This window comes from Amycolatopsis sp. NPDC104775 (assembly GCF_055583325.1).
Window position 1 is genome coordinate 16,521 of sequence record NZ_JBVJOE010000024.1, and the last position, 22,100, is coordinate 38,620.

Here is a 22,100-nt window from a genome sequence, read left to right on the forward strand (position 1 = left end):
TTGGTCGGTGGTCTTCCTCGAAGTCGCTCTTTAGATTCACCTGACCACAGTCGGTGGCGGGGGCGAGAACAGGAGTTGTCATGAGAAGAACGAGCCGGGTGGCCGTGTATTCGGTGCCTCTCGCGGTCGGGGTGGTGCTCGCCGGGAGCGGGATCGCCGTGGCGCAGCCGTCCGCCGCGGACGTGGCGAACGCGCGCACTGGAGCGGGGATCAGCGCGCTGCAGGGGATCAAGAAGACTCTCAGCCCGGCCGAGCTGAAGGAGTCCAGCCAGCTCGTCGTGGAGAAGCGCCTGCGCGCTGACCGCGGTCTCGCCGCGCAGCTGCCGAATTACCGCACCGGCTTGCCGGTCAGCCAGGCGGGCACGGTGTCGGTGGACATCGCGGGCACTGCCGGAGCCGCGATCGCGCAGGCCGTGCGTGCCGCGGGCGGTACCGTTCAGTCCACTTCGTCCAACGGCTCGGTCCGCGCCCAGTTGCCGCTCAACGCGGTGGACCGGATCGCGGCGCGCGGCGACGTCCGGCAGGTCCAGCCCGCGACGCAGGCGATGACCTGGAGTGAGCCGGACGCGCAGCGCCAGCAGCTGGCCAAGAAGGCCGTCGCCGCCGTGCAGGTGTCCGAAGGAGACAAAGCACACGGCGCCGACACCGCGCGCACGCAGTACGGCGTGAACGGCACTGGCGTGAAGGTCTGCGTGCTTTCCGACGGCGTCAACTCGCTGAAGAAGTCGCAGGACGCCGGTGAACTTCCCGCGGTCGACGTGCTGCCGGGCCAGGCGGGCAGCGGCGACGAGGGCACCGCGATGCTGGAGATCGTCCACGATCTCGCTCCCGGCGCCTCCCTCGGTTTCGCGACCGCGTTCACCAGCGAATCAAGCTTCGCGGACAACATCCGCGCGCTGCGCAACACCAGCAAGTGCACGGTGATCGTCGACGACGTCGCGTACTTCGACGAGTCGCCGTTCCAGGACACGCAGGTAGCGCAGGCAGTCAACGACGTGACCGCGGCCGGCGCGCTCTACTTCTCCTCCGCGGGCAACTCCGGCAACCTCACCGACGGCACCAGCGGCTACTACGAGGGCGACTTCCGTTCGTCCGGCACCACGCTGCCGGGCGTCACCGGCACCCCGCACGACTTCGACCCGGGCAGCGGCGTGCAGACGACCGACCCGCTGTCGCCGGGCTCGCTCGGCAGGCCGGTGACGCTGTTCTGGTCGGACCCGTGGGGCCATTCGACCAGCGACTACGACCTGTTCCTGCTCGACGCTTCCGGCAGCGTCGTCGCCTCCAGCGCCAACCCGCAGAACGGTTCGCAGAACCCGTACGAGAGCCTGACCGTGCCGACGTCCGGTTCCGGCTACCGCCTCGCGGTGGTCAAGTACAACGGCGCGGACCGGTTCTTCGCGCTCAACGTCGTCCGCGGCCGGTTCGTCGCCTCCGGTTCGCTGAAAGCGTTCAGCACCGCGGGCGTGACCTCGGGCCACTCGGCGGCCGCCGCGGCGTTCTCGGTGGCCGCGGCCCCGGCGGCGACCGCGTTCGGGCGTCCGCTGGAAACCGGCGACCCGGCGAACCCGGCCGGTCCGTACCCGGGCCTGTTCACCTCGGCCAGCAAGTGGGAGCGCTTCACCTCCGACGGCCAGCGGCACCTCTTCTACACCGCCGACGGCACTGAGCTGACCCCGGGCAACGTGTCCTCGACCGGCGGCGCGACCCGCGCGAAGCCGGACATCACCGCGGCCGACGGCGTGGCCACCTCGGTCACCGGCTTCCAGCCGTTCTTCGGGACCTCCGCGGCGGCCCCGCACGCGGCGGCGATCGCGGCGCTGCTGCTGTCCGGCAAACCGTCCGCGACCCCGGCGGACGTCCGCACGGCGCTGGTGTCGAGCGCGATCGACCTCGGCGCGCCCGGGTTCGACGCGGTGACCGGCAACGGCGTGATCATGGCCGGTCGGGCGCTGGCCGCGCTGGGCGTGCCGAAGAAGTAGCGGTACCGGAAAGGGCGGGTTCCTCCAGCGGGGAACCCGCCCTTTTCAGCGTCCGGCGACCAGCAGATGGAAGGCTCGCGGTCCGTCGCCGAGCCGGTCGTGGCGGCGGAGTTCGAGCCCCGCTTCCGCGAGCGCCTGCTCGATCTCTTCCGGCGGGCGCAGCCGGAAACCGTGGCTGGTGAACGGCATCCCGCGCATCGTCTCGGGGTCTCCGATGCCGACGACGAACCGGCCGCCCTCCGCCAGCACCCGCGCGACTTCCGCGAACGCGGGCACCAGCTCGGGAATGAAGTACACCGTGTTGACGGTCAGCGCCGCGTCGATCGTCCCGTCCGCCAGCGGGAGCTCGGCCATCCCGGCCTGGTGCAGCACCAGCCGTCCGGCGGCGAGGTTCTTGGGAAAGGTCCGCCGCGCCCTGGCCAGCGCGGTTTCGGAGATTTCCGCGCCGTGCACCGTGCCGCCCGCCGTGGCCCGCAACAGCAGGTCGAGCCCGAGACCGCCGCCGAAACCCAGGTCAAGAGCGGTCTCGCCGCGCTGGATCTCCAGCGCTTCGACCGCTCCGGTGACCGGCCCGCGGTTGACGTTGTTGAGCAGCCGAACGACAGCCTGCCCGGCCCGGCCGCGCGGATGGCCGAGCTGCTTGGCGAAACCGGCGAGCAGAGTGTCACGTGGTCCCATGTCCCCAGTGTGCCGCGATATGGCACCGTGCGGGCGAACGGATTTTGAGGAGAAGACTGTGTCGGAGAAGACTGCTGTGGTCACCGGGGCCGGTTCCGGCCTGGGCCGCCGGATCGCCGGGGCACTGCTCGGCGCCGGGTACCGGGTCGCGCTCGCCGGACGTCGCGAAGACGCCTTGCGCGAGACTGCCGGTTCGGACGCGAACGCGCTGGTCGTGCCGACGGACGTCGCTGATCCGGCTTCGGTGGAGGCGCTTTTCTCGGCGGTGCGCAGCGAGTGGGGCCGCCTGGACCTGCTGGTGAACAACGCCGGAGTGTCGCTCGGCGGTACGGTCGCGGATCTGTCCGTCGAGGACTGGCGGCGCACTGTCGACACGAACCTCACCGGGATGTTCCTGTGCGCGCAGCAGGCCGTGCGGCTGATGCGCGACCAGGAACCGCAGGGCGGCCGGATCATCAACAACGGTTCGATCTCCGCGCACGCGCCCCGTCCGGCGAGCGTCGCCTACACCGCCACCAAACACGCCGTCACCGGGCTCACCCGGTCGATCTCGCTCGACGGCCGCGCCTGGAATGTCGCTTGTGGACAGATCGACATCGGCAACGCGGCCACCGAAATGACCGAGCGGATGGCCGCGGGCATCCCGCAGGCCGACGGACGGCTCCTGGCCGAGCCGACCTTCGACGCGGGCCACGTCGCCGACGCGGTGCTCTATATGGCCGGATTGCCGTTGGACGCCAACGTCCAGTTCCTCACCATCACCGCCACCACGATGCCGTTCATCGGCCGGGGATGACGTGGTCGCGGCGGAACTCGTCGAACAGGCGGTAGAACATCTGCTCAGTGTCCACATAGGAGTGGAAACCGGCGCGGCGTGACTTCGACGTGTCCGCGAACATGTCGTAGTCCCAGGAGAACACGAAGTCGCCGAAGGCCCACGAGGAGACGTCGGCGTACGAAGCGGTGAGTCCGTGCTTCGCCGCCATTTCGGTCCACAGTGGTTCCTTGTCGGCCATGACCGTGGCCAGCGGCAGTTGCAACGGGGGCGCGACTTCGAGATCGAAGTACGCGGCGAGCTTCGGCCACAGTTCGCGCCAGCGGAAGAGGTCGCCGTTGGCGATGTTGAACGCTTCGTTGTGGCTGGACGTCGCCGCCCACACCGTGCCCTCGGCGAGCAACTGCGCGTCGGTCATCTCCAGGAGGCTGTCGTACGCGCCGGGCTTGCCGGGAAACCGAAGCGGCAGGCCGAGTTCCTTCGAGATCGAGGCGTAGACCGCGATCACGAGCGCGAGGTTCATCGGGTTGCCGAGCGTGGTCCCGCCGACGACGGACGGCCGGATCGCCGACCACGACCAGCCGCCGGCCGCGGCCCGGCGTTCCAGGAATTTCTGCTGGTCCACATTGAACTCCGGCGGCATGTGCTGTCCGGCGTCGGCTTCGCGGGCGGGCGTCTTGAACGGGCCGAGGTGCGCGCCGTAGACCTTGTAGCCCTGCATCAGGCTGACGTGTTCCAGCGGGCCTTCGTCCAGGCCGTTCACCAGGTTCTCCAGCATCGCGACGTTCGGCGGCACGAGTTCCGCCCACGTCGGCCGGTCCTGGTAGGCCGCGTAGAACAGGTGCGTCGCGCCGACGCCGGCCAGCGCCGCCCGGGTGCCCGCCGGGTCGAGCAGGTCGACGGCGAGGCTGCCCGGTCCGCCGCGACGGGAGAGGCCGAGCACCTCCCAGCCGTCGAGAGTCCGCAGGTGAGAGACGAGTTTCCGGCCGATGATCCCGTTGGCCCCGGCCACGAGGGCCACGCGTGTGCTGCTCATGCCTTCGATTCTGACCTCGGTCTCGCGATGAGTCCAAGGCTTAGTTCTCACCGCTTCGATAAACTGGGTTTATGACAAGTCTGCGGCAGCTCGAGTACCTGGTCACGGTGGTCGACACCGGGTCGTTCACCCGGGCCGCCGAGCAGTTGCACGTGACGCAGCCCGCGCTTTCGCACCAGATGCGGGCGCTGGAACACAGCGTCGGCGGGCCGTTGCTGGAACGGCTGCCGCGGTCGGTCCGGCTCACGCCGATGGGCCGCGCGATGCTGCCGCACGCCCGCGCCGCTCTCGCCGACGCCGAACGCGCCCGGTGCGCGGCCCGGCAGGCGTCCGGCCAGGTCGCCGGAGAACTGCTGATCGCCACGGTCTATTCGGTGAGCCTCGGCGTGCTGCCGCCCGCGCTCCGGGTGTGGCGGCGCGAGCGGCCGGACGTCGACGTGCGGCTTTTCGAGTACCGCCACGCCGACGAACTGCGCGACGCGATGCTGGCCGGGGAAGCGGACCTCGCGATCGGCCCGCGTCCGGCGGGCTGGACGGGGCCGGTGCGGTCGCTGGGCACCGAAGAGTTCGTCGTGGTGCTCCCTGCCGACGGTGCCACGGAGTCCACTTCGGACGGTTCGGTCGACCTGGCCGAGCTCGCCGGCTGCGCGTGGGTGCACTACGCGCCTGGGCACGGTTTAGCGGAGCTCCTCGACGCTGCTTGCGCGGAAGCGGGATTCCGGCCGCGGCCCGCGGTGCGGACGGAACAGACCGCGGCGGCGCCGTTGCTCGCGGCGGCCGGATTGGGTCCCGCGCTGGTTCCGGCGAATGTGCTGCCCGCGGAGTTCAGCGGACGGGTTTTGCGTCCGGGCAAGCCGATCCGCCGTGAACTGGTCGCTTACGGCCGCAGCGAACCAGACCCGCTGACGGCGGCGTTCGGCGAGGTGCTGTCGCGGCACGCGCGGGTCTAATCGCGAAGCCGCGTCAGGTCGATCCCGGCGAACGGCATCGTAACCGCGTCGTGGACCCGGGAGGACCAGACGGCGTGCCCGTGTCCAGTCCACAGTGGAATCGCCGGGAGGTCGCGCAGGGCCTCGTTCTCCGCGACCCGGAACAGTTGCGCGGCTTCTTCCGGTGACGCAGTGGTTTCCGCGGAGTTGAGGTCGGCGGTGAACCCGGAACCGGTGTAACCGGCCGCGTCCGCGAGAGTGTGGAGGAGATCGGCCGGGCTCGGCGAGACGGCCCGGACTTCCAGCGCATACGGTCCGGCGGGAGTTCCCCCGGTGGCTTTGCGCTGTGCGGAGACCGAGATCCCCAGTGTCTTGGACAAGCCGTCGGCCAACGCCTGCGGCCAGGCGCCGTCGAAGCTGTCGTAATACACCGCGGCGTCGCCGGTGAATCCCGCTTGGTTCAACAGGGCTTTGGCGGCCGGACCGTCGAAAGTGCACGGACGGCAGGACCCGGACCGCTCGCCGGGCGCGACCGCGGGCGGCAGCAATCCCTTGGCCGCGTCCGCCTGGTGCGCGAGCGGGCCGGACTCCAGCGCGGCGCGGTCGGTGCCGAGTGCGAAGGCGTGCCGCACCGCCGGGTCGGCGAATCGCGTTGCCTGGGCGGAAAACACCAGGTAGCCGGCGCGCGGGAGCGCCCACGTCGCGTGCCGGTCGGCGAAATCGGCGTGCATCGACTCGTGCCGGTCGCCCGGAACGGAGGTGGCCACGTCGAGTTTGCCTTCTTTGACCTCGTCGTACTGGTCGGCCGCGTTGCCGACGCGCAGGTCGATTTCCCTGGCCCGGCCCGGATCCGGCGCGACCCGGACGAGCTTGCCGCCGGAGCCGGGCTGCCAGTCGCCCTCCAGTCGCAGCGGGCCGTTGCCGATCGGATGGCGGGCGAACCCGTTCCAGTCGCGCGATTTCAGCACCGAAGCGGGCAGCGGGACGAGCCCGGGCGCGGACAGCCAGGCCGGCACCTGATTCGACGGCCGGTCGAGCACGATCCGCAGCTGGTTCGCGTCGACCGCGGTGGTTTCCTTGGCTCGCAACGACTTCGTGAGCACCGGCGAGCTGGCCCAGCGGTGGCCCGCGATGGCCTTCCAGGTGTCCACATAGGACTGAGCGGTGACCGGTGTGCCGTCGTGGAACCGCCCGGGCCGCAGCCGGACGGTCCAGGTCACGAGATCGGTGCTGCTGATCGATTCGGCCGCGCGCGGAGTGACTTTTCCGCTGGCCGGATCGTAATCGGCGAGCGGCGTCCACAGCGCGCCGGTGACGAGGCGGCCGGACGGATCGGTGACGTCGGCGGGCAGCAGCGTGCCGGGTTCGCCGAGGCCGACCGACAAGACGCCGGGCTGAGCGGGTTCGGCCGACGACGAACAGCCGGGAAGACCGGCCGCGACGACGGCGGCGAGCGTGAGCGGGACCAGCAGACGCGATCGCATCCTGTCTTACTACCAGGTGGAAAGCAACGAAAGGCGGTTGTGTCCGGTTAGGGACCGGCTTAAAGTACTTCCGTCACACTGGGGTCTGCTGGAGGTTTCGCGTGCGCCGTAGGTGGATTCGCTCCGGACTGGCGATGGCGACCGCGGCCGCGACACTCGTAGCCACCGGCTTGCCCGCCGCTGCCTGCGAGGAAGACAAGCCGGTCACCGAGGCGAAGCACAGCCTGGGCGACCCGGGCGCGATCAAGGGCGTGGAACCGATCGGCAACCTGCCCGACGCGCAAGGGGCCATTTCGGCGAACTTCCTCAGCTACGGCAAGCGTGACGTGATGGTCGTGTCCGGCCAGTTCGGGTTGAAGGTCTACGACCTCACGGACAATCCGGCGAAGCCGCGCGCGATCGGCGAACTGAGCCTGCCCGGGCTGTGGGAAACCGAGGACACCGAGGTCGACGCGAAACGCAAGCTGGTCTTCCTGTCCCGCGACCCGCGCGCGTTCAAGGGCAACACGCACACCGGCGAGTCCGGGATCTACGTCGTCGACGTGGCGCATCCGGAGAAACCGGAGATCCTCAGCTACGTCAAGGTCCCGGCGGGTCACACCACCAGCTGCGTCGACGACTGCCGCTACCTGTGGACCGGCGGCCCGGCGAAGGCCGACGACCAGCCCGCGGACTGGGGCGGCCGGCCGATCTGGGTCACCGACGTGCGCGATCCGCGCGCCCCGAAGGTGCATCCGGACCCGATCGAACTCGCCCGCAACGACGGCAAAACCGACTACGTGCACGACGTGCAAGTGGACAAGATGGGCGTCGCGTGGGTGTCCGGCAAGGGCGGGGTGCGCGGCTACTGGACGTCCGGCCTCCACCGCGACCCGGTGCAGAACCGCTACCGCTGGGCCACCGCGCTCAAGCCGGTGCCGTACGCGGGCGGCGGAGTGTCGGAAACCGCCGCGCCGTCGAAGTTCCTGCACAACAGCTTCCATCCGGTCGGCCCCCGCGACGACGGCGCCTGGCGCGGCCACGACCTCGTGTACGCCACCGAGGAAAGCTTCCTCCCCGGCTGCGCGGGCGACGGCGTGCTGACAATCTCGTCGCTGGAGGGCTCGTACCACGGCGAAGGCTGGCGTTCCACGCCGGAGAACCCGTTCCGGATGCGCAGCATCGGCACCTGGAGCGTCGCCGGGCAGGAGGGCAGCGACCCGGTGTCCGACGACTGCTCGGCGCACTACTTCGACCTGCGCGGGGATGTGCTGGTGCAGTCGTTTTACGCGCAGGGCACGCGGTTCCTGGATGTGAGCGACCCGTCGAACCCGACGCAGATCGCGTACTTCCGCCCAGCGGACGCGGCTTCGTGGGCTCCGTACTGGCACGACGGGTACGTGTACGTGGCGGACAACAAGCGGGGGATCGACATTCTCAAGCTCGCCGCCTAGCGCCCGGAACCCGCCCCTCCCACCGGATACCGGACCGCCAGCCCGTCCAGCAGCGCCTGCAACCCGATCTCGAACAGCTTGTCCAGATCCAGCTCGTACCCCTCGGCAAGATCCGAGACCATCCGCGCCAGCACCGGATACCGCCCCGACCCGGTCAACGCCGCGTATCCCCGCGCCTGGGTATCCATCCACTGGTCCTCGGTGATCCCCGTCGTGCCCCTCGCGTGCCGCTCCCGTTCCAAATGCATCGCGGTGCCCTGAATGTGGTTGTAGAACAACACGTTCAGATCGCACAGATCAGCCGAGTTCAGCCCGAACACCGACAACGCGGCCAGCGCGCGTTCGTTGTGCGCCGCGAGGTTCGGCAACGGCCAAGGCCGGGTGAGCGGCACGAGGTGCGCCAGCCACGGATGCCGCCGGTGCACTGACCACAGCGTCCGCGCCGACAGCTCCAACTGCGCCCGCCACCCCTCCGGTTCCCGTGCTGGATAACCGATTTCGCCATATACGGCGTCCGCCATCAGAAAGATCAGTTCGTCCTTTCCGGACAGATACCGGTACGGCGCCATCGCCGGAACGCCCAGCCGCGCGGCGAGCCCGCGCATCGACAGCGCCGCGACGCCTTCCGCGTCAGCGATCGTGATGGCCGTGCGTACCAGCCGATCCCGGGTCAGCTCGGGCCGCTTCGCCTCAGCCTCAGCGTGCTGACCTGCGACGACATGGCCCGACCGGGGTTCAGCGCGGATCAAGCCCTCGCGGCGCAAGACGTCGAGAGCCTTGGCCGCGGTGGCGGTCGCGACGCCGTGCGCCGAAGCCAGCTGACGCGTAGACGGCACTTTCGCACCCGGCGGCAGCTGCGAGATCTCCTCGCGCAGTACGGCGGCGATGCGGAGGTACGGGGGTTCGGTAGGCATCGGCGTCCTGTCTGTACTAGGTCAGAGGGCCAGCTGTACTAGGTCAGTTTTGGCAGGGGAAACCAGGTCGGGGCAGGTTCATGAGGGTAATGATGCAGCGTACTGAGGGGACATGACATGCCTGAAGCACTGGTTAGCGGAGCGGGAATCGCCGGATGCGCGTCGGCCTACTGGCTGCGCCGCGCCGGTTACGACGTGACGGTCGTCGAGCGCGCGGACGGGTTGCGCAGCGGGGGACAGGCGATCGATATCCGCGGGGTCGCGCTGGAGGTCGTCGAACGGATGGGGTTGGGCGAGCAGGTCCGCGCCAAGCGCACGCGGATGCGCGGGATGTCAATGCTCGACGCGTCCGGCAACGAAGTGTTCCGTTCCGAGGAACACGCTTACAGCAGCGGCAGGCTCGACAGCGCGGACATCGAGATCCTCCGCGATGACCTGGTCGAGCTGCTGCAGGACGCGGCCGAGGTCGAGTACCGCTTCGGCGACGAGATCACCGCGCTCGACGCCGAGAGCGGCCGGGTCGAGTTCGCCAAGGCCGAGCCGCGCACGTTCGACCTGATCGTGGGCGCGGACGGCGCGCATTCGGCGGTCCGGCGGCTCGCGTTCGGCCCGGAGGAGCAGTTCCGCCGCTACCTCGGCCAGTACCTGGCGATCTTCCCGGCGCCCAACACCGTCGGCCTCGAAGACTGGCAGATCTGGTTCCAGGGCGAGGGCGTCGGAGGCGCGGTCTACCCGGTGCCCGGCAACGAAGAAATCCGCGTGACGCTGGGCTTCGGTGAGCCGGAGTACCGCGAGATCCGTGACGTCGCGGAGCAGAAGAAGCTCGTCGCGCAACGGCTGGGCGAGGTCGGCGGCCCGGTGCCGGAGCTGGTCAAAGCCATGGAGAAGGCCGAGACCTTCTTCTTCGACGCCATGCTCCAGATCCATCTCGACCGCTGGACGACCGGCCGGGTCGCGCTGGTCGGCGACGCCGGATACTGCGCGTCCGTGCTGTCCGGACAGGGCACGAGCCTCGCTCTGGTCGGCGCGTACGTCCTGGCTGACGGCCTGGACGACTACGAGACCCGGATGCGCCCGTTCGCCGAGCTGAACCAGGCGCTGGCCACGGAAAACCCGGCCGGACCCGCATCGGAGGAATCCGTCGAGCGGGCCAAGAACGCGATCAGCCTCCCTCGATTCCGGCACTGACCGCCATCTGGCGGGAGATTCCCGCCGCCCGGCTGGCCCCGTCCGGCCCCTCGGGCGGCGAGGATGGGGTCCAGCACCCGATCCCCTGGAGGCCCCGACATGACCGCTTATCCGCCGCTTCCGTTCGACCCCGAGCTAGCCGCGGCGCTCGAAGTGCTGGCAGCCGAACGCCCGCCGATCACCACGCTCGAGTCGATCCCGGCGGTGCGCGCGTCGGCGGCGAAGCGGCAGATCTCGCTGGACGAGATCACCGCCGACGGTGCGCTCGAAGTGTCCGAAGTGGACGCCGAGGGGCCGCGCGGCCCGGTCCCGCTGATCGTCGCGCGGCCGGCCGGGGCGGTCGACGTCCCGGTGCTGTACTGGCTGCACGGCGGCGGGATGATCATCGGCGGTCACAAGGGCGGGGACCTGTACGTGCTCAAGGAGTACGCGACCGAACTGGGCCTCGGTTTCGTGTCCGTCGACTACCGGGTCGCGCCCGAGCACCCGCATCCGGCTCCGGTCGAGGACTGCTACGCCGGGCTGGAATGGACGGTCAAGCACGCCGCCGAGTACGGCTTCGACGCTTCTCGCGTCGTGATCGGCGGGGCGAGCGCGGGCGGCGGGCTCGCGGCGGCGACCGCGCTGCTCGCCCGGGACCGCGGCGGCCCGGAACTGCTTGGCCAGCTGCTGGTCTACCCCATGCTCGACGACCGCAACGACTCGCCGTCGGCGATCCAGATGGCGGACCTGGGCAGTTGGGACCGCACCGCGAACAACGTCGGCTGGACCGCGCTGCTCGGCGAGGCTCGCGGGGGCCCGGACGTCTCGCCGTACGCCGCGCCCGCACGCGCCGAAGACCTGTCCGGCCTCCCACCAGCCTTCCTCGACGTCGGGAGCACCGAGACCTTCCGCGACGAGGTCATCGCCTACGCGAACCGGCTGTGGCTGTCCGGGGTGCAGGCGGAACTGCACGTCTGGCCCGGTGCCTTCCACGGCTTCGACGGCTCGGCTCCGCAGGCGGCGTTGTCACAGCAGGCGCGCGCCGAGCGGCTGCCGTGGCTGCGGCGGCTGCTCGGCTGACCGGAGGCGCGATGATGGACCGATGAGGGAGCTGGTCACGCATCTGAGCGCGCTCGATCCCGGCGCGGCCGAGACGGTCAAGGTCATCGCGTACTTCGATCGCCTGGTCGAGGGCCGTGCCGGGCTGGAGCCGATCGTGCGCGGGGCGGCGGTGCTGTCCGGCTGTCCCGCTCGGCTGGCCGACGACGAACGCCGGGTGCGCGTTCGCGTCGAACCGGACGGACGCGTCGTGCCGTCGGCCGAACCGCCCGATCCGGGGTGGCCGTCGGCACCGGTGCGTCCGGACGGGCCGGTCGCGCTGTGGCTGGAACGGCCCGGTCCGGCGAGCCCGGTGGACGCGATGGTGCTGGAGCGCGCGTCCGCGGCGGCCCGGGCAGTGCTGGACCGCACGCGGGGCCGGGTCGTCGATCCCGCGTCGGTGGAAGTGGTGCTCGACGCGTCAGCGGACGAACGATCCCGGCTTCGCGCCGCGCATCGCCTCGGGCTCGGCGCGACCGCCCGGGCGGTCGTGACCGACGGGGTCCCGCTGGTCGTCCCTCCACAGTGGACTCCGCCGGAGCGCGGCCGGGCCGGGCTGGGAACCGTGGTGAGCCTGGCCAACCTGCCGTTGTCCGGCGACCAAGCTCGGACGGCTTTCCGGTTCACCGCGGCCGAAGACGACCCAGGACTGTCCGTTGTGGACTATGCGGAACTCGGCGGCCTGGCTGTGCTCGCCGACGCGGTCGGACCCGGTGCCAAACCGGTCGCGGACGTCACCAGCTTGGAAAGCGCCCGCACGACGGCCCTGTGGGTCTTGCCCACGCTGGTCGCCGTGGCGGGCGCTCCGAGCCTGCGTGCCGCCGCGAACACCTTGGTCGTGCATCATTCGACGCTGCAGGAGCGCCTGGCCCAAGCCGAACAGCTGCTCTGCTGGCCAGTGCGCGATCCCGCGGGCCGGTTGCGATTGCAGCTGGCTATCGCCTTGTGGCGGCTGCACCGCACTGCTTGATCACGGCGTGAGCAGCGGCAGCAACGGTTTCCGCACCGCCGTCGCGACGCCGTCCGACGCCTGCGCCGCGGCGATCCGTTCGTCCGACGGCGTTCCGTACGACGTGGTCCGCTGCCGCAACGGACGTCCGAGCGGCTCGACCATCGCGCGCATGTCGCTGATCGTCTTGTACGACCCGTTCGCCGCGCCCGCCATCCGGCTGATCGTCTCCTCCATCAGCGTGCCGCCGATGTCGTTGACGCCGCCCTGCAGCACCGCCCGGCTGCCTTCCTCGCCGAGCTTCACCCAGGAACTCTGGATGTTGTCGAACGTGCCGTGCAGCAGCAGCCGGGACAGCGCGTGCACCGCCCGGTTCTCGCGCAGCGTCGTGCCCGCGCGGGCGAGGCCGGCCAGGTAGATCGGCGAGCTCTGGTGGATGAACGGCAGCAGCACGAACTCGCTGAACCCGCGCCGCCCGTTGCGCTCCACGCCTTCGCGCTGCAGTTTGGCCAGCAGTTTCAGGTGCCCGACCCAGTGGCTCGGGTTGTCGACGTGGCCGTACATCATCGTTGCCGTGGTCGGCAGACCGATGTCGTGCGCGGTGGTGACCACCTCGATCCACGCGTCGGTCGGCAGCTTGCCCTTGGTCAGCACCCACCGGACGTCGTCGTCGAGGATCTCCGCCGCGGTGCCCGGCAGCGAGTCCACTCCGGACTCCTTCGCCCGGATCAGGAAGTCGCGAATGGACAGATTCGTCCGCGACGCGCCGTTCACGACCTCCATCGGGCTGAACGAATGCAGGTGGATGTCCGGCTGCCGCCGTTTCACCTCGGCCGCGAGGTCGAAGTACGCGGTGCCCGGCAGGTCCGGGTGGATCCCGCCCTGCATGCAGATCTCGGTCGCGCCCGCGGCCCACGCCTCGTCCACCCGCTCGCCGACCTGCTCCAGCGACAGCGTGTACGCGTCCGCGTCGGTCTTCCGCTGCGCGAAGGCGCAGAACCGGCAACCGGTGTAGCAGACGTTGGTGAAGTTGATGTTCCGCGTGACGACGAAGGTGATGTCGTCCCCGACCACCTCGCGTCGCAGGTCGTCGGCCAGTTTCGTGAGCGCGTCCAGCTCCGGCCCGTCGGCGTGCAGCAGCGCGAGAGCGGCGTCGTCGGACAGCCCGGCCGGGTCCTTTTCCGCGCTGCGCAACGCGTCCCGCACGTCGGTGTCGAACCGCTGCGGGCCGGTCTTGATCTTCCGGCCGATTTCCTTCCAGTCGCCGTAGACCGAATCGAAGTCGCCTCGCCGGTCCTCCGTGCGCCCGGTGGTGTCGATCTCGGTGTGCAGATCGGTGCGGCCGGACTGCTCCCAGCCGCCGTCCGGCTCCTGCCACGGGATCCCGACCGGCATCGCGCCGTCACGGGCCAGCCCGGTCTCGGCGTCGACCAGCGCCGCGACGTGCCGCGTGACGCGCGGGTCGAGCCACGGCTGGCCGCGCTTGACGTACTCCGGGTAGATGGTCAGCCGCTCGCGCAGCGCGAAACCGGCCTTCTCGGTCTGCCGGGCCAGCAGGTCGATCTGCGGCCACGCGCGCTCCGGGTTCACGTGGTCCGGGGTGAGCGGCGAAACGCCGCCCCAGTCGTCGATGCCCGCGCGGATCATCAGGTCGTACTGGTCGCCGATGAGGTTCGGCGGGGCCTGGATGCGCATCCGCGGACCCAGCACCAACCGGGCCACGGCGATGTTCGCGGCGAGTTCTTCGAGGTCGGCGTCCGGGGTCGCGCGCATCTTCGTGTCCGGCTTGGCCCGGAAGTTCTGCACGATGACTTCCTGGATACCGCCGTATTCGCGCGCGGTCTTGCGGATCGCGAACAGCGCGTCGGCGCGTTCCTCGTGCGTCTCGCCGATCCCGATGAGCACGCCCGTGGTGAACGGCACCGAGCTGCGCCCGGCGTCCTCGAGCACGCGCAGCCGGACCTCGGGATCCTTGTCCGGCGAACCGTAATGCGGCCCGCCCTTCTCGCTCCACAGCCGGCGCGCGGTGGTCTCCAGCATCATGCCCATCGACGGCGCGACCGGCTTGAGCCGCTGGAAGTCCTGCCAGCTCAGGACGCCCGGGTTGAGATGCGGCAGCAGGCCGGTCTCCTCGAGCACCCGGATCGCCATCGCGCGGACGTAGGACAGCGTGTCGTCGTAGCCGTGCGCGTCCAGCCATTCGCGCGCGGCCTTCCAGCGGTCCTCCGGACGGTCGCCGAGGGTGAACAGGGCTTCCTTGCAGCCCATCTCCGCCCCCTTGCGGGCGATGTCGAGGACCTCGTCCGGCGACAGGAACGGCGATTCGAGCCTGCCCGGGACGGTGACGAAGGTGCAGTACCCGCACCGGTCCCGGCAGAGCCGGGTCAGCGGGATGAACACCTTGCGGCTGTAGGTGATGATCCCCGCGCGACCGGCTTCTTCGAGGCCCGCGTCGCGGATGCGGGAGGCGTGTTCGGACAAAGTCTTGAGGTCGTCGCCTCGGGCGTGCAGCAGCACGGCCGCCTCGGCGACGTCGAGCGTCTTCCCGTCCCGCGCGCGGGCGAGCGCGCGGCGCATGGCCGACGGGGTGGGCGTGGTCACGCCAGCTTCGGGCTCCATTCCCGCCACGCTAGGACCCGGCCGCCGAGACCAGCCAGCTCTTAGCCCGCCACGACGCGCGCGGTCTGTCCAGAGTGATCATTAGCGCAGGTGGCGGGCTTGTCGGCGCGGGGCGGCGGCGGTATTACCTAAAGGGTGGCGTCAGTGATCGGGAAGCGCATCGGCGGGCGGACGTACTACTACCTCGCCGAGTCCGCGCGCGTGGACGGCAAGCCGCGGGTGGTTGGTCAGCGGTATCTCGGCACGGCGGAGGACATCGCGGCGGCGGTCGCCGGGGGAGGTCCGGAGGCGGCTGGCGCGCGGCACCGGTCGTTCGGCGATGTTTCCGCCGTGTGGGGGACATTGCAGCGGCTCGACCTCGTCCGGCGCGTGGATTCCGTCGCGGGACCGCAGCGGGCCCGGCCGACGCTTGGTCTCCATGTCGCGCTCGCGGTGCTGCATCGGGCGACCGCGCCGGAGATGGAGTTCGAGGAGTGGTGGACTGGCTGCCTTGCGCAGGACCTCGTCCGGCCTCGGCCGCCAAAGGGGTCGATCACGACGGCGAGTCATTGGCGGGCATTGCAGCGGCTTACTCCGGAGCGGATCGCTGCGGTGGAAACTGTTGTAGCGGAAGCGGTTCTGGATCTTCTGGGCGACGACGGCACGGAGGCGCTGGCCGTCGATGTCGCGCAGTTCGCCGCGTTCACCGCCGCGGATTGCACGCTGCCGTCGGCCTGTCAGGACGTGCTGGCCGGGCTCGGCCTGGTCGTCACCCGAGACGGGGCGATTCCGCTGGCATCTCGGTGCTATCGAAGGGAAAACGCACCCACCTTCGGCGCGTTGGCCGCCGAACTGGGAGAGCGGTATCCGGCCACGGACGTCACGGTGATCTTCCACGCCGGGCAAGCCGCCCAGCTCGATCTCGGCGCGCGGACCGGGTTCGTCGGCTCGCTTCCGCTGGCGGACCATCCGGAACTGCTCGCGCGACCGGCGTCAGTGCGGCGGCGAGTGGATCCGGAGCGGTTCGCCGGGCTGACCGCGTTCGACACGCTGGCGACTGTGGACGGTGCCCACCGGCGCGTCATCCTCACCCATTCCGCGACGCTGCACGCGGCGCAATACCGGGCGTTCACCAGCGAACTGAGCACGACGGTGCGGGAACTCGACGGGCTCGCCGCCGCTCTCGCCGCGGGCACGCATCGCGGCGACCGGACCCAGGTGCACGCGGAGATGTCCCGGATCATCCGCGGCCGACGCGTGGAACGCGTGCTGAACACGACCCTGACGGGCAGCCGGGCCGGGGAGCTTCGGCTGGAGTGGCGGGTGGACGAAACCGCGGTCGCCCGGCTGGCGGAGGAGTTCTTCGGCAAGCAGATCCTCGTGACGGACCGGGATTGGCCGGTCGCGGAGGTGGTCACCGCTTACCGGGCCCGGACCTATCTCGACTCGACGTTCCGCTGGCTCACCGGGTCGGCGGTGGCTGGGCCGTCGCCTCGGTGGGAGTGGACTTCGCATCGGATCGCGGTGCATGCGGTGGTGTCGGTGCTTGCTGCGACGGTGACGCATTTGATGCGGCGGGAGGCTGATCGGGCTGGGATGAATCTGTCGGTGGCTGAGTTGTTGGATCAGTTGCGGGGGATTGGGGAGATCGTGTTGCGGTATCGGTCTACTGGGGGGCGGCCGCGTACGCGGCGGATTCTGTCTGATCGGACGGGACGGCAGCAGGCGTTGTTCGAGTTGTTTGGGTTGGAGCGGTTTGGGCCGGGGTGAGTCGGCTCGTCGCCTGGCGGCGACATTGCGCCGGGGGTCGTTGCGTGGGGCACCCCGAAGCCAAGTGTGCTGACGGTTCGGGGGTGCTTGTCAAGGCGGGAAAGATGCCTTGACAAGCACCCCCGAACCGCAGGGAAGGCTTCGTATCGGGGTGCAGGGAGGGGGCTGGGTGCCTCGAAGGTGGGTGTGGTGGGTGCGGTTAGTTGTTGCGGTCGATGTTCAGGGCGGAGAAGGTTTGCGCTACTGGCATTAGTTCGATGACGTTGATGTTCACGTGGGCTGGTTGGGTGCTTGCCCAGAAGACTGATTCGGCTACGTCGTCTGCGGTCAGGGGGGTGGTTCCGGCGTAGACGTTGTCTGCTTTGGCCTGGTCGCCGCCGAAGCGGACGGTCGAGAATTCGGTGCCGCCCACCAAGCCGGGTTCGATGTTCGTCACGCGGACGCCGGTGCCGCGCAGGTCGGAGCGCAGGTTCAGGCTGAACTGGTGGACGAACGCCTTGGTCGCGCCGTAGACGTTTCCGCCGGGGTAGGGGTAGCTGCCTGCTACTGAGCCGATGTTGATCACGTGGCCGGTGCCTCGTTCGACCATGCCGGGCAGCACCGCGCGGGTGAGGTGGACGAGACCGGTCACGTTGGTCTCGATCATCTGGTCCCAGTCCTCGAGCTTCGCCTCGTGTGCGGGTTCGAGGCCCTTGGCGAGGCCGGCGTTGTTGACCAGGACGTCGATTTTCGCCCACTCCTCGGGCAGCTCCGCGACGACATTCGCCACCGCGTCCGCGTCGCGTACGTCGAGGACCAGCGGGTATACCGCGTCGCCCAGTTCGTCTGCGAGCGTCTTGAGCCGGTCACCGCTGCGGGCCGCGGCGACGACTCGCGCGCCCTCGGCTACGAATCGGCGCGTGATCGCGGTGCCGAACCCGGCGCTCGCGCCGGTCACCAATACGGTCTTCATGGAGTGCGCCACCATTCTTCTCGGTCCGGCCGGATCTCGTTCAGGAAGCGGCCGAACACGTCGTTGAACTCGGCCGCGCGTTCCAGGTTAGGCAGGTGGCCCGCGCCGTCGAGCACCACCAGCTCCGAGCCTGCCACGAGCTGGTGCAGCAGCTGCGCGTCGGTGACCGGGGTGAACTCGTCCTCGCTGCCGACCGCGACCAGCGTCGGCACGTTGACCTGCTTGAGCGAATCGCGGTAGTCCGGTCGCTTCGCTCTGGCCCGCAACGCCGCCGCCGCGCCTGTCGCCGGTGCCTCGCGCATCATCTTTTGGACGTGCCCGGTGACCTCGGGGTTCTCGCGGAAAGTGCCTGGCGAAACCATCTTTGGCAACAGCTCGTCGGCGTACTCGGTCATTCCTTCCGCCAGCACCCGGTCTGCGGCCTGATTGCGGGTGACCTTTCCTTCGTCGGTCTCGGGCTCGGCGAAGGTGTCCGCGAGCAGCAGCGCGGCGATGCGCTCCGGGTAGTCCCGGACGGTCTGCATGACGATCTGTCCGCCCATCGAAAGGCCGCCCAGCGCGAAGCGGTCGAGGCCGAGGTGATCGGCCAACCCGATGAGGTCTGCGGCGAAATCATGGAGCCCGGTGACCGCTGGGCCGGTGCTTTCTCCGTATCCCCGTAGGTCGGGAACGACGACCCGGTGCCCGTTCCGGGCGAGGTGCTCAGCCTGCGGGTGCCACATGGACCGGTCGAACGGGTGCCCGTGCACGAGGAGCACCGGGACCTTCGGCTGTTGCCCGAGATCGTCGTAGGCGATCCGCGCGCCGGAGGGGAGAAGGACTTTCTGCATGCCTTCGACGCTAATCGGGGCGATTTCTCAGTGCAATAGGGTGCAATGTAGTCGGAGCAATGTTCTCCTAGCGCAGCTTCGCGAAGAACTGGCGGACGTCGCCCGCCCACAGCTCCGGCACCTCTTGGGCCGCGTAGTGGCCGCCGCGGTCGTACTCGTTCCACGACACGAGGTTCCGGCGGTGCTCGGTGAACACGCGGATTGACGGCAGATCGCCAGGGAACTGTGCGACCCCGAGCGGCACCGGATTGCGGCCTTCAGCAGGCGTCTCCCTGGTTTCCTCGGCGTAGATTCGGATGGCCGAGCCTGCCGTGCCGGTCAGCCAGTGGATCGTGACATGGGTGAGGATCCCGTCCGCGTCGAGGCCGTGGGCGTGCATTGCCTGCGCGTTCCAGCCGAGCAGGCCGACGGGGGAGTCGGACAACGCGTGCGCGAGAGTCTGCGGCTGCTGCGCCTGGACGATGCCGTAGGACGCTTCGTGGGTGAAGTAGTGCTGGAACGCGTCCCACGCGGCTTTGTCCTTATCGGACAGATCGGCGATCCACCGTGGATCGTCGTCTGGCGGCGGATCCCAAGTCTGGGTCACGTGCGCGCCGATCACCTGGTCCGGAGCTATCCGGCCAACCTCCGGCGCGATGCCCGAGCCCCAATCGTTGCCCGCGGTCCCGTAGCGCTCGTACCCGAGCCGGCGCATCAACTCCGCCCACGCCCGCGCGATCCGCTGTGGACCCCAGCCGGTGTCGGTCGTCGGGCCGGAAAATCCGAACCCCGGCAACGACGGCAGCACGACGTCGAATGCGATCGACGGATCAAGCCCGTGCGCGCGCGGATCGCTCAACGGCCCGAGGGCGGCCAGGTACTCCGCCGCCGAGCCCGGCCACCCGTGACTGAGGATCAACGGGATCGCGTCCGGTTCCGGCGAACGGGCGTGCAGGAAATGCACGGTGCTGCCGTCGATCAGGGTCGTGAACTGCGGATACTGGTTGAACCGCTGTTCCCAAGCCCGCCAGTCGTAGCGATGCCGCCAGTGCTCGGCCAGCTCGCGAACCCGGCCGACGCTGACGCCGTATCCCTGGTCGCCGCCGGCCGGCTCCGGCGCCCAGCGGGTCCGGTCAAGCCGTTCCCGCAGGTCGATCAGGTCCGCTTCCGGGATCTCGAGCCGGTACGGCCGGATCTCGTCAGTCATGTCCCGCTCCTTCGGAGAGCCGCCGGGCGCAGGCGTGGAGGTACCGCACCTGGCGGATGTTGGTGGCGAGTCCGGCCGCGCGGAGGTACGCGCTCCGAGCCGCTTCGCGGTCGCCCGCCTTTTCCAGAAGATGTGCCCGCGCCGCATAAAACCGCCGGTCCCGGTCGCCCAGCGCTTCGAGCAGTTCCAGTCCTGCGGCGGGTCCGTCCGCCATGCCGACCGCGACGGCGTGGCTCACCTTCGCGACCGGACTCGGCGAAACCTCGAGCAGCAGCCGGTAAAGCCCGACGATCTGCCGCCAGTCGGTCTCCTCCGCGGTGGCTGCCTCGTCATGGACCGCCGCGATCGCCGCCTGCAGCTGATACGGCCCGACCGGCCCGCGCGGCAGCGCCGCCGTCACCAGCTCCACTCCGCGCCGGATCGACTCGGTCTTCCACCGCGTCCGGTCCTGCTCGTGCAGCGGAACCAGCTCGCCCTGCTCGGTCGTCCGCGCCGGCGACCGCGCGTCGGTCAGCAGCATCAACGCGAGCAGCCCCGCGGCCTCGCTGTCGTCCGGCAGCAACGCGGCCGTCGTCTCGGCCAGCCGGATCGCCTCCGCGACCAGGTCGGCCCGGTGCACATCCGGTCCGGACGTCGCCGAGTACCCCTCGGTGAAAATCAGGTACAGCACGTGCAGGACGGCTTCGAGCTGCTCGCCGCGCGCCTCTCGCGGCGGCATCCGGAACGGCACGCCGCTGTCTTGGATGGTCCGCTTGGCCCGGGAGATCCGGCGGGTCATCGAGTCCTCGGACGTGAGGAACGCCCGCGCGATCTCGGCCGTCGTGAGCCCTCCGACCGCCCGCAAGGTGAGCGCGATCTGCGACGCCACCGACAACGACGGATGGCAGCAGAGCAGAAGCAGGATCAGGGTGTCGTCCCCGGCCTGCTCGCCGACGTCCTCGCGTGCGGCGCGAACCTCCCGCTCCCGTCTTGCCTGGTCAGCGCGGAGCAGATCGATCAGCTTCCGGTTCGCGACCCGCAGCAGCCAGCCGAAAGGCCGCTCGGGGATTCCCGTCTCCGGCCACTGCTGGGCGGCTTTGAGCAGGGCTTCCTGGACCGCGTCCTCGGCCGGGTCGAACCGCCCGTAACGGCGGACCAGCGCGCCAAGGACCTGCGGTGCGAGAGTGCGCAGGGTGTCGTTGAGCGAGGGGTCAGTCATCTCTGCCGCCTTGCTTCCAGCATCCGGCCCAGGTCAGAGTTCGCTTTCGCTGCCCATCACCGGCCGGACCGCGACTCCGGCCTCGGCCAACCGCCCCGGAGCCTTGAGCAGTCCCGCCGCGATCTCGGTCGCCCGGTCGATACCGGCGCACTCGACCATCCAGTACCCGGCGATGACTTCCTCGGTCTCGCCGAACGGCCCGTCGGTGACGACCGGGACCCCGTCCCGCAGCCGGAGGCGCCGGGCCAGTACGGGAGCGGCGAGCCCCTGGGTCTCGACCAGCTCTCCGGAATCGGCCAGCGCTCCGGTGAACCCGGCGAGGAATTCGTCGACGGCCGCCACCTCCGCCGCGGTCGCCCCGCCTTCCTTGCCGCTGAGGTGGTCGTAGTCCTGCTGGTTGCCGTACGCCAGGATCAGGTACTTCATCGGGCGCTCCCTCTATTCGGTCTGCTCGTGCGACCGGCGCTTGGCGGCCAGTCGGGGGAAGAACGAAGCTGGCTGCCCCGGACCGGACATCGTCTCCGGTGACCCGGGTCACTCGACCGGCTTGGCGCTCATGATGCCGCTGAACCGTCACTGTCCCCAGCGTCGTTCTGCGCGGGCACGTCGATGTCCAGCGATAATCCCTTCTCCGCCCGAACCGTTCGGTGCTTCGCTCGGCAGCCGTCGACGGCGCGGACTCGGGCATTCACCGATAACGCGAGCCGCCCGTTCTTCCGCATTACGGCATCCGCGAGCCGATAAGCCGCCGGATTCGCCGCGCCCCGGCCCGCCGACGCGACGCCGCGCGGCCCGCCGGATCGGCCGCAGCGGGCTTATTCGGCCGGTTGACCTGCGAAGATCGTATTAAGGGACCCCCCTGTTTCGGGCCGTTTTGGGACGTGTAATCTTCTCTTCGTCGCCAGGGAAACCGGGCGGCCGCCGGGACACGAACCAAGCTCTCGCCTCTAGGGTGATTGAGTGGGTGTCCCACCAAAACTTGCTAGGAATGACCGCTTCGGTCAGGCTCGCCCTTGCGGGGGCGGGGTTGATGCGGGGTGTGTTGCTTGAGAACTCAACAGTGTGCTAGTGAACTAAGCCAGTAGAGCTTATATTGAAACCCCCTCGTCGGGGTTTCC

The 22,100-nt window shown here is 69.8% G+C and carries 18 protein-coding genes; 8 read left to right on the forward strand and 10 right to left on the reverse strand.

Annotation, left to right across the window (positions count from 1 at the left end):
• Positions 1-80 precede the first annotated feature (80 nt).
• Positions 81-1,982 carry a S8 family peptidase gene (locus ACZ63D_RS42805; RefSeq protein ID WP_465360050.1) on the forward strand — a complete coding sequence of 634 codons (1,902 nt, stop codon included), beginning with the start codon at positions 81-83 and terminating at the stop codon, positions 1,980-1,982.
• Positions 1,983-2,027: 45 nt separating this feature from the next.
• On the opposite strand, the gene ACZ63D_RS42810 is transcribed toward ACZ63D_RS42805, so the two are convergent.
• Positions 2,028-2,660 carry a class I SAM-dependent methyltransferase gene (locus ACZ63D_RS42810; protein ID WP_465360051.1) on the reverse strand — a complete coding sequence of 211 codons (633 nt, stop codon included), beginning with the start codon at positions 2,658-2,660 and terminating at the stop codon, positions 2,028-2,030.
• Between the two features lie 58 nt (positions 2,661-2,718).
• Here ACZ63D_RS42810 and ACZ63D_RS42815 point away from each other — a divergent pair, with 58 nt between their 5' ends.
• Entirely contained in the window at positions 2,719-3,456 is a 738-nt protein-coding gene (locus tag ACZ63D_RS42815; protein ID WP_465360052.1) for an SDR family oxidoreductase, read from the forward strand.
• On the opposite strand, the gene ACZ63D_RS42820 is transcribed toward ACZ63D_RS42815, so the two are convergent.
• Entirely contained in the window at positions 3,440-4,471 is a 1,032-nt protein-coding gene (locus ACZ63D_RS42820) for an SDR family oxidoreductase (protein ID WP_465360053.1), read from the reverse strand. The genes ACZ63D_RS42815 and ACZ63D_RS42820 overlap by 17 nt on opposite strands.
• Positions 4,472-4,542: 71 nt before the next feature.
• Here ACZ63D_RS42820 and ACZ63D_RS42825 point away from each other — a divergent pair, with 71 nt between their 5' ends.
• Positions 4,543-5,421: a LysR family transcriptional regulator gene (locus tag ACZ63D_RS42825; protein ID WP_465360054.1), complete on the forward strand. Its 879-nt coding sequence runs from the start codon at positions 4,543-4,545 to the stop codon at positions 5,419-5,421.
• Here ACZ63D_RS42825 and ACZ63D_RS42830 read toward each other — a convergent pair.
• The gene (locus ACZ63D_RS42830; RefSeq protein WP_465360055.1) at positions 5,418-6,884 is read right to left on the reverse strand and encodes an ABC transporter substrate-binding protein; all 1,467 of its coding nucleotides are present in this window, start codon (positions 6,882-6,884) and stop codon (positions 5,418-5,420) included. The two genes, ACZ63D_RS42825 and ACZ63D_RS42830, sit on opposite strands and share 4 nt — an antisense overlap.
• A gap of 134 nt (positions 6,885-7,018) precedes the next feature.
• Here ACZ63D_RS42830 and ACZ63D_RS42835 point away from each other — a divergent pair, with 134 nt between their 5' ends.
• Positions 7,019-8,317 (forward strand): LVIVD repeat-containing protein, encoded by a 1,299-nt coding sequence (locus tag ACZ63D_RS42835; protein WP_465360068.1) that lies wholly within the window; start codon positions 7,019-7,021, stop codon positions 8,315-8,317.
• Here ACZ63D_RS42835 and ACZ63D_RS42840 read toward each other — a convergent pair.
• Positions 8,314-9,231 (reverse strand): TetR/AcrR family transcriptional regulator C-terminal domain-containing protein, encoded by a 918-nt coding sequence (locus ACZ63D_RS42840; RefSeq protein ID WP_465360056.1) that lies wholly within the window; start codon positions 9,229-9,231, stop codon positions 8,314-8,316. The genes ACZ63D_RS42835 and ACZ63D_RS42840 overlap by 4 nt on opposite strands.
• A gap of 117 nt (positions 9,232-9,348) precedes the next feature.
• Here ACZ63D_RS42840 and ACZ63D_RS42845 point away from each other — a divergent pair, with 117 nt between their 5' ends.
• From ACZ63D_RS42845 to ACZ63D_RS42855, 3 genes are all read left to right on the forward strand, one after another.
• Entirely contained in the window at positions 9,349-10,419 is a 1,071-nt protein-coding gene (locus ACZ63D_RS42845; RefSeq protein ID WP_465360057.1) for an FAD-dependent oxidoreductase, read from the forward strand.
• 99 nt (positions 10,420-10,518) lie between these two features.
• Positions 10,519-11,481, forward strand: a complete 963-nt coding sequence (locus tag ACZ63D_RS42850) for an alpha/beta hydrolase fold domain-containing protein (RefSeq protein WP_465360058.1) — start codon at positions 10,519-10,521, stop codon at positions 11,479-11,481.
• A gap of 22 nt (positions 11,482-11,503) precedes the next feature.
• Positions 11,504-12,469 carry a PucR family transcriptional regulator gene (locus tag ACZ63D_RS42855; RefSeq protein ID WP_465360059.1) on the forward strand — a complete coding sequence of 322 codons (966 nt, stop codon included), beginning with the start codon at positions 11,504-11,506 and terminating at the stop codon, positions 12,467-12,469.
• On the opposite strand, the gene ACZ63D_RS42860 is transcribed toward ACZ63D_RS42855, so the two are convergent.
• A complete protein-coding gene (locus ACZ63D_RS42860) occupies positions 12,470-15,067 on the reverse strand; it encodes a bifunctional FO biosynthesis protein CofGH (RefSeq protein ID WP_465360060.1) in 2,598 nt (865 codons plus the stop codon).
• Positions 15,068-15,202: 135 nt separating this feature from the next.
• Between ACZ63D_RS42860 and ACZ63D_RS42865 the strand changes: the two genes are divergently transcribed.
• The gene (locus ACZ63D_RS42865; protein ID WP_465360061.1) at positions 15,203-16,816 is read left to right on the forward strand and encodes an IS1634 family transposase; all 1,614 of its coding nucleotides are present in this window, start codon (positions 15,203-15,205) and stop codon (positions 16,814-16,816) included.
• Positions 16,817-17,015: 199 nt separating this feature from the next.
• On the opposite strand, the gene ACZ63D_RS42870 is transcribed toward ACZ63D_RS42865, so the two are convergent.
• The 5 genes from ACZ63D_RS42870 to ACZ63D_RS42890 form a co-directional block, all read right to left on the reverse strand.
• A complete protein-coding gene (locus tag ACZ63D_RS42870; RefSeq protein ID WP_465360062.1) occupies positions 17,016-17,768 on the reverse strand; it encodes an SDR family oxidoreductase in 753 nt (250 codons plus the stop codon).
• Positions 17,765-18,598, reverse strand: coding sequence for an alpha/beta fold hydrolase (locus ACZ63D_RS42875; RefSeq protein ID WP_465360063.1), 834 nt, complete (start codon positions 18,596-18,598; stop codon positions 17,765-17,767). The genes ACZ63D_RS42870 and ACZ63D_RS42875 overlap by 4 nt, the downstream gene beginning before the upstream one ends.
• A 67-nt stretch (positions 18,599-18,665) precedes the next feature.
• Positions 18,666-19,784, reverse strand: coding sequence for an epoxide hydrolase family protein (locus ACZ63D_RS42880; protein ID WP_465360064.1), 1,119 nt, complete (start codon positions 19,782-19,784; stop codon positions 18,666-18,668).
• Entirely contained in the window at positions 19,777-20,982 is a 1,206-nt protein-coding gene (locus ACZ63D_RS42885) for an RNA polymerase sigma factor (RefSeq protein ID WP_465360065.1), read from the reverse strand. The genes ACZ63D_RS42880 and ACZ63D_RS42885 overlap by 8 nt, the downstream gene beginning before the upstream one ends.
• A gap of 33 nt (positions 20,983-21,015) precedes the next feature.
• Positions 21,016-21,408, reverse strand: a complete 393-nt coding sequence (locus ACZ63D_RS42890) for a YciI family protein (protein WP_465360066.1) — start codon at positions 21,406-21,408, stop codon at positions 21,016-21,018.
• Positions 21,409-22,100: the final 692 nt, after the last annotated feature.

What these genes read in the sequence shown, in the direction of transcription:
- ACZ63D_RS42835 (WP_465360068.1), top strand. Translation starts at nt 7,019, where the DNA reads ATGGCGACCGCGGCCGCGACACTCGTAGCCACCGGCTTGCCCGCCGCT.
- ACZ63D_RS42810 (WP_465360051.1), bottom strand. Translation starts at nt 2,660, where the DNA reads ATGGGACCACGTGACACTCTGCTCGCCGGTTTCGCCAAGCAGCTCGGC.
- ACZ63D_RS42820 (WP_465360053.1), bottom strand. Translation starts at nt 4,471, where the DNA reads ATGAGCAGCACACGCGTGGCCCTCGTGGCCGGGGCCAACGGGATCATC.
- ACZ63D_RS42890 (WP_465360066.1), bottom strand. Translation starts at nt 21,408, where the DNA reads ATGAAGTACCTGATCCTGGCGTACGGCAACCAGCAGGACTACGACCAC.
- ACZ63D_RS42830 (WP_465360055.1), bottom strand. Translation starts at nt 6,884, where the DNA reads ATGCGATCGCGTCTGCTGGTCCCGCTCACGCTCGCCGCCGTCGTCGCG.
- ACZ63D_RS42855 (WP_465360059.1), top strand. Translation starts at nt 11,504, where the DNA reads ATGAGGGAGCTGGTCACGCATCTGAGCGCGCTCGATCCCGGCGCGGCC.
- ACZ63D_RS42885 (WP_465360065.1), bottom strand. Translation starts at nt 20,982, where the DNA reads ATGACTGACCCCTCGCTCAACGACACCCTGCGCACTCTCGCACCGCAG.
- ACZ63D_RS42880 (WP_465360064.1), bottom strand. Translation starts at nt 19,784, where the DNA reads ATGACTGACGAGATCCGGCCGTACCGGCTCGAGATCCCGGAAGCGGAC.
- ACZ63D_RS42825 (WP_465360054.1), top strand. Translation starts at nt 4,543, where the DNA reads ATGACAAGTCTGCGGCAGCTCGAGTACCTGGTCACGGTGGTCGACACC.
- ACZ63D_RS42870 (WP_465360062.1), bottom strand. Translation starts at nt 17,768, where the DNA reads ATGAAGACCGTATTGGTGACCGGCGCGAGCGCCGGGTTCGGCACCGCG.
- ACZ63D_RS42805 (WP_465360050.1), top strand. Translation starts at nt 81, where the DNA reads ATGAGAAGAACGAGCCGGGTGGCCGTGTATTCGGTGCCTCTCGCGGTC.
- ACZ63D_RS42875 (WP_465360063.1), bottom strand. Translation starts at nt 18,598, where the DNA reads ATGCAGAAAGTCCTTCTCCCCTCCGGCGCGCGGATCGCCTACGACGAT.
- ACZ63D_RS42840 (WP_465360056.1), bottom strand. Translation starts at nt 9,231, where the DNA reads ATGCCTACCGAACCCCCGTACCTCCGCATCGCCGCCGTACTGCGCGAG.
- ACZ63D_RS42860 (WP_465360060.1), bottom strand. Translation starts at nt 15,067, where the DNA reads ATGGAGCCCGAAGCTGGCGTGACCACGCCCACCCCGTCGGCCATGCGC.
- ACZ63D_RS42850 (WP_465360058.1), top strand. Translation starts at nt 10,519, where the DNA reads ATGACCGCTTATCCGCCGCTTCCGTTCGACCCCGAGCTAGCCGCGGCG.
- ACZ63D_RS42845 (WP_465360057.1), top strand. Translation starts at nt 9,349, where the DNA reads ATGCCTGAAGCACTGGTTAGCGGAGCGGGAATCGCCGGATGCGCGTCG.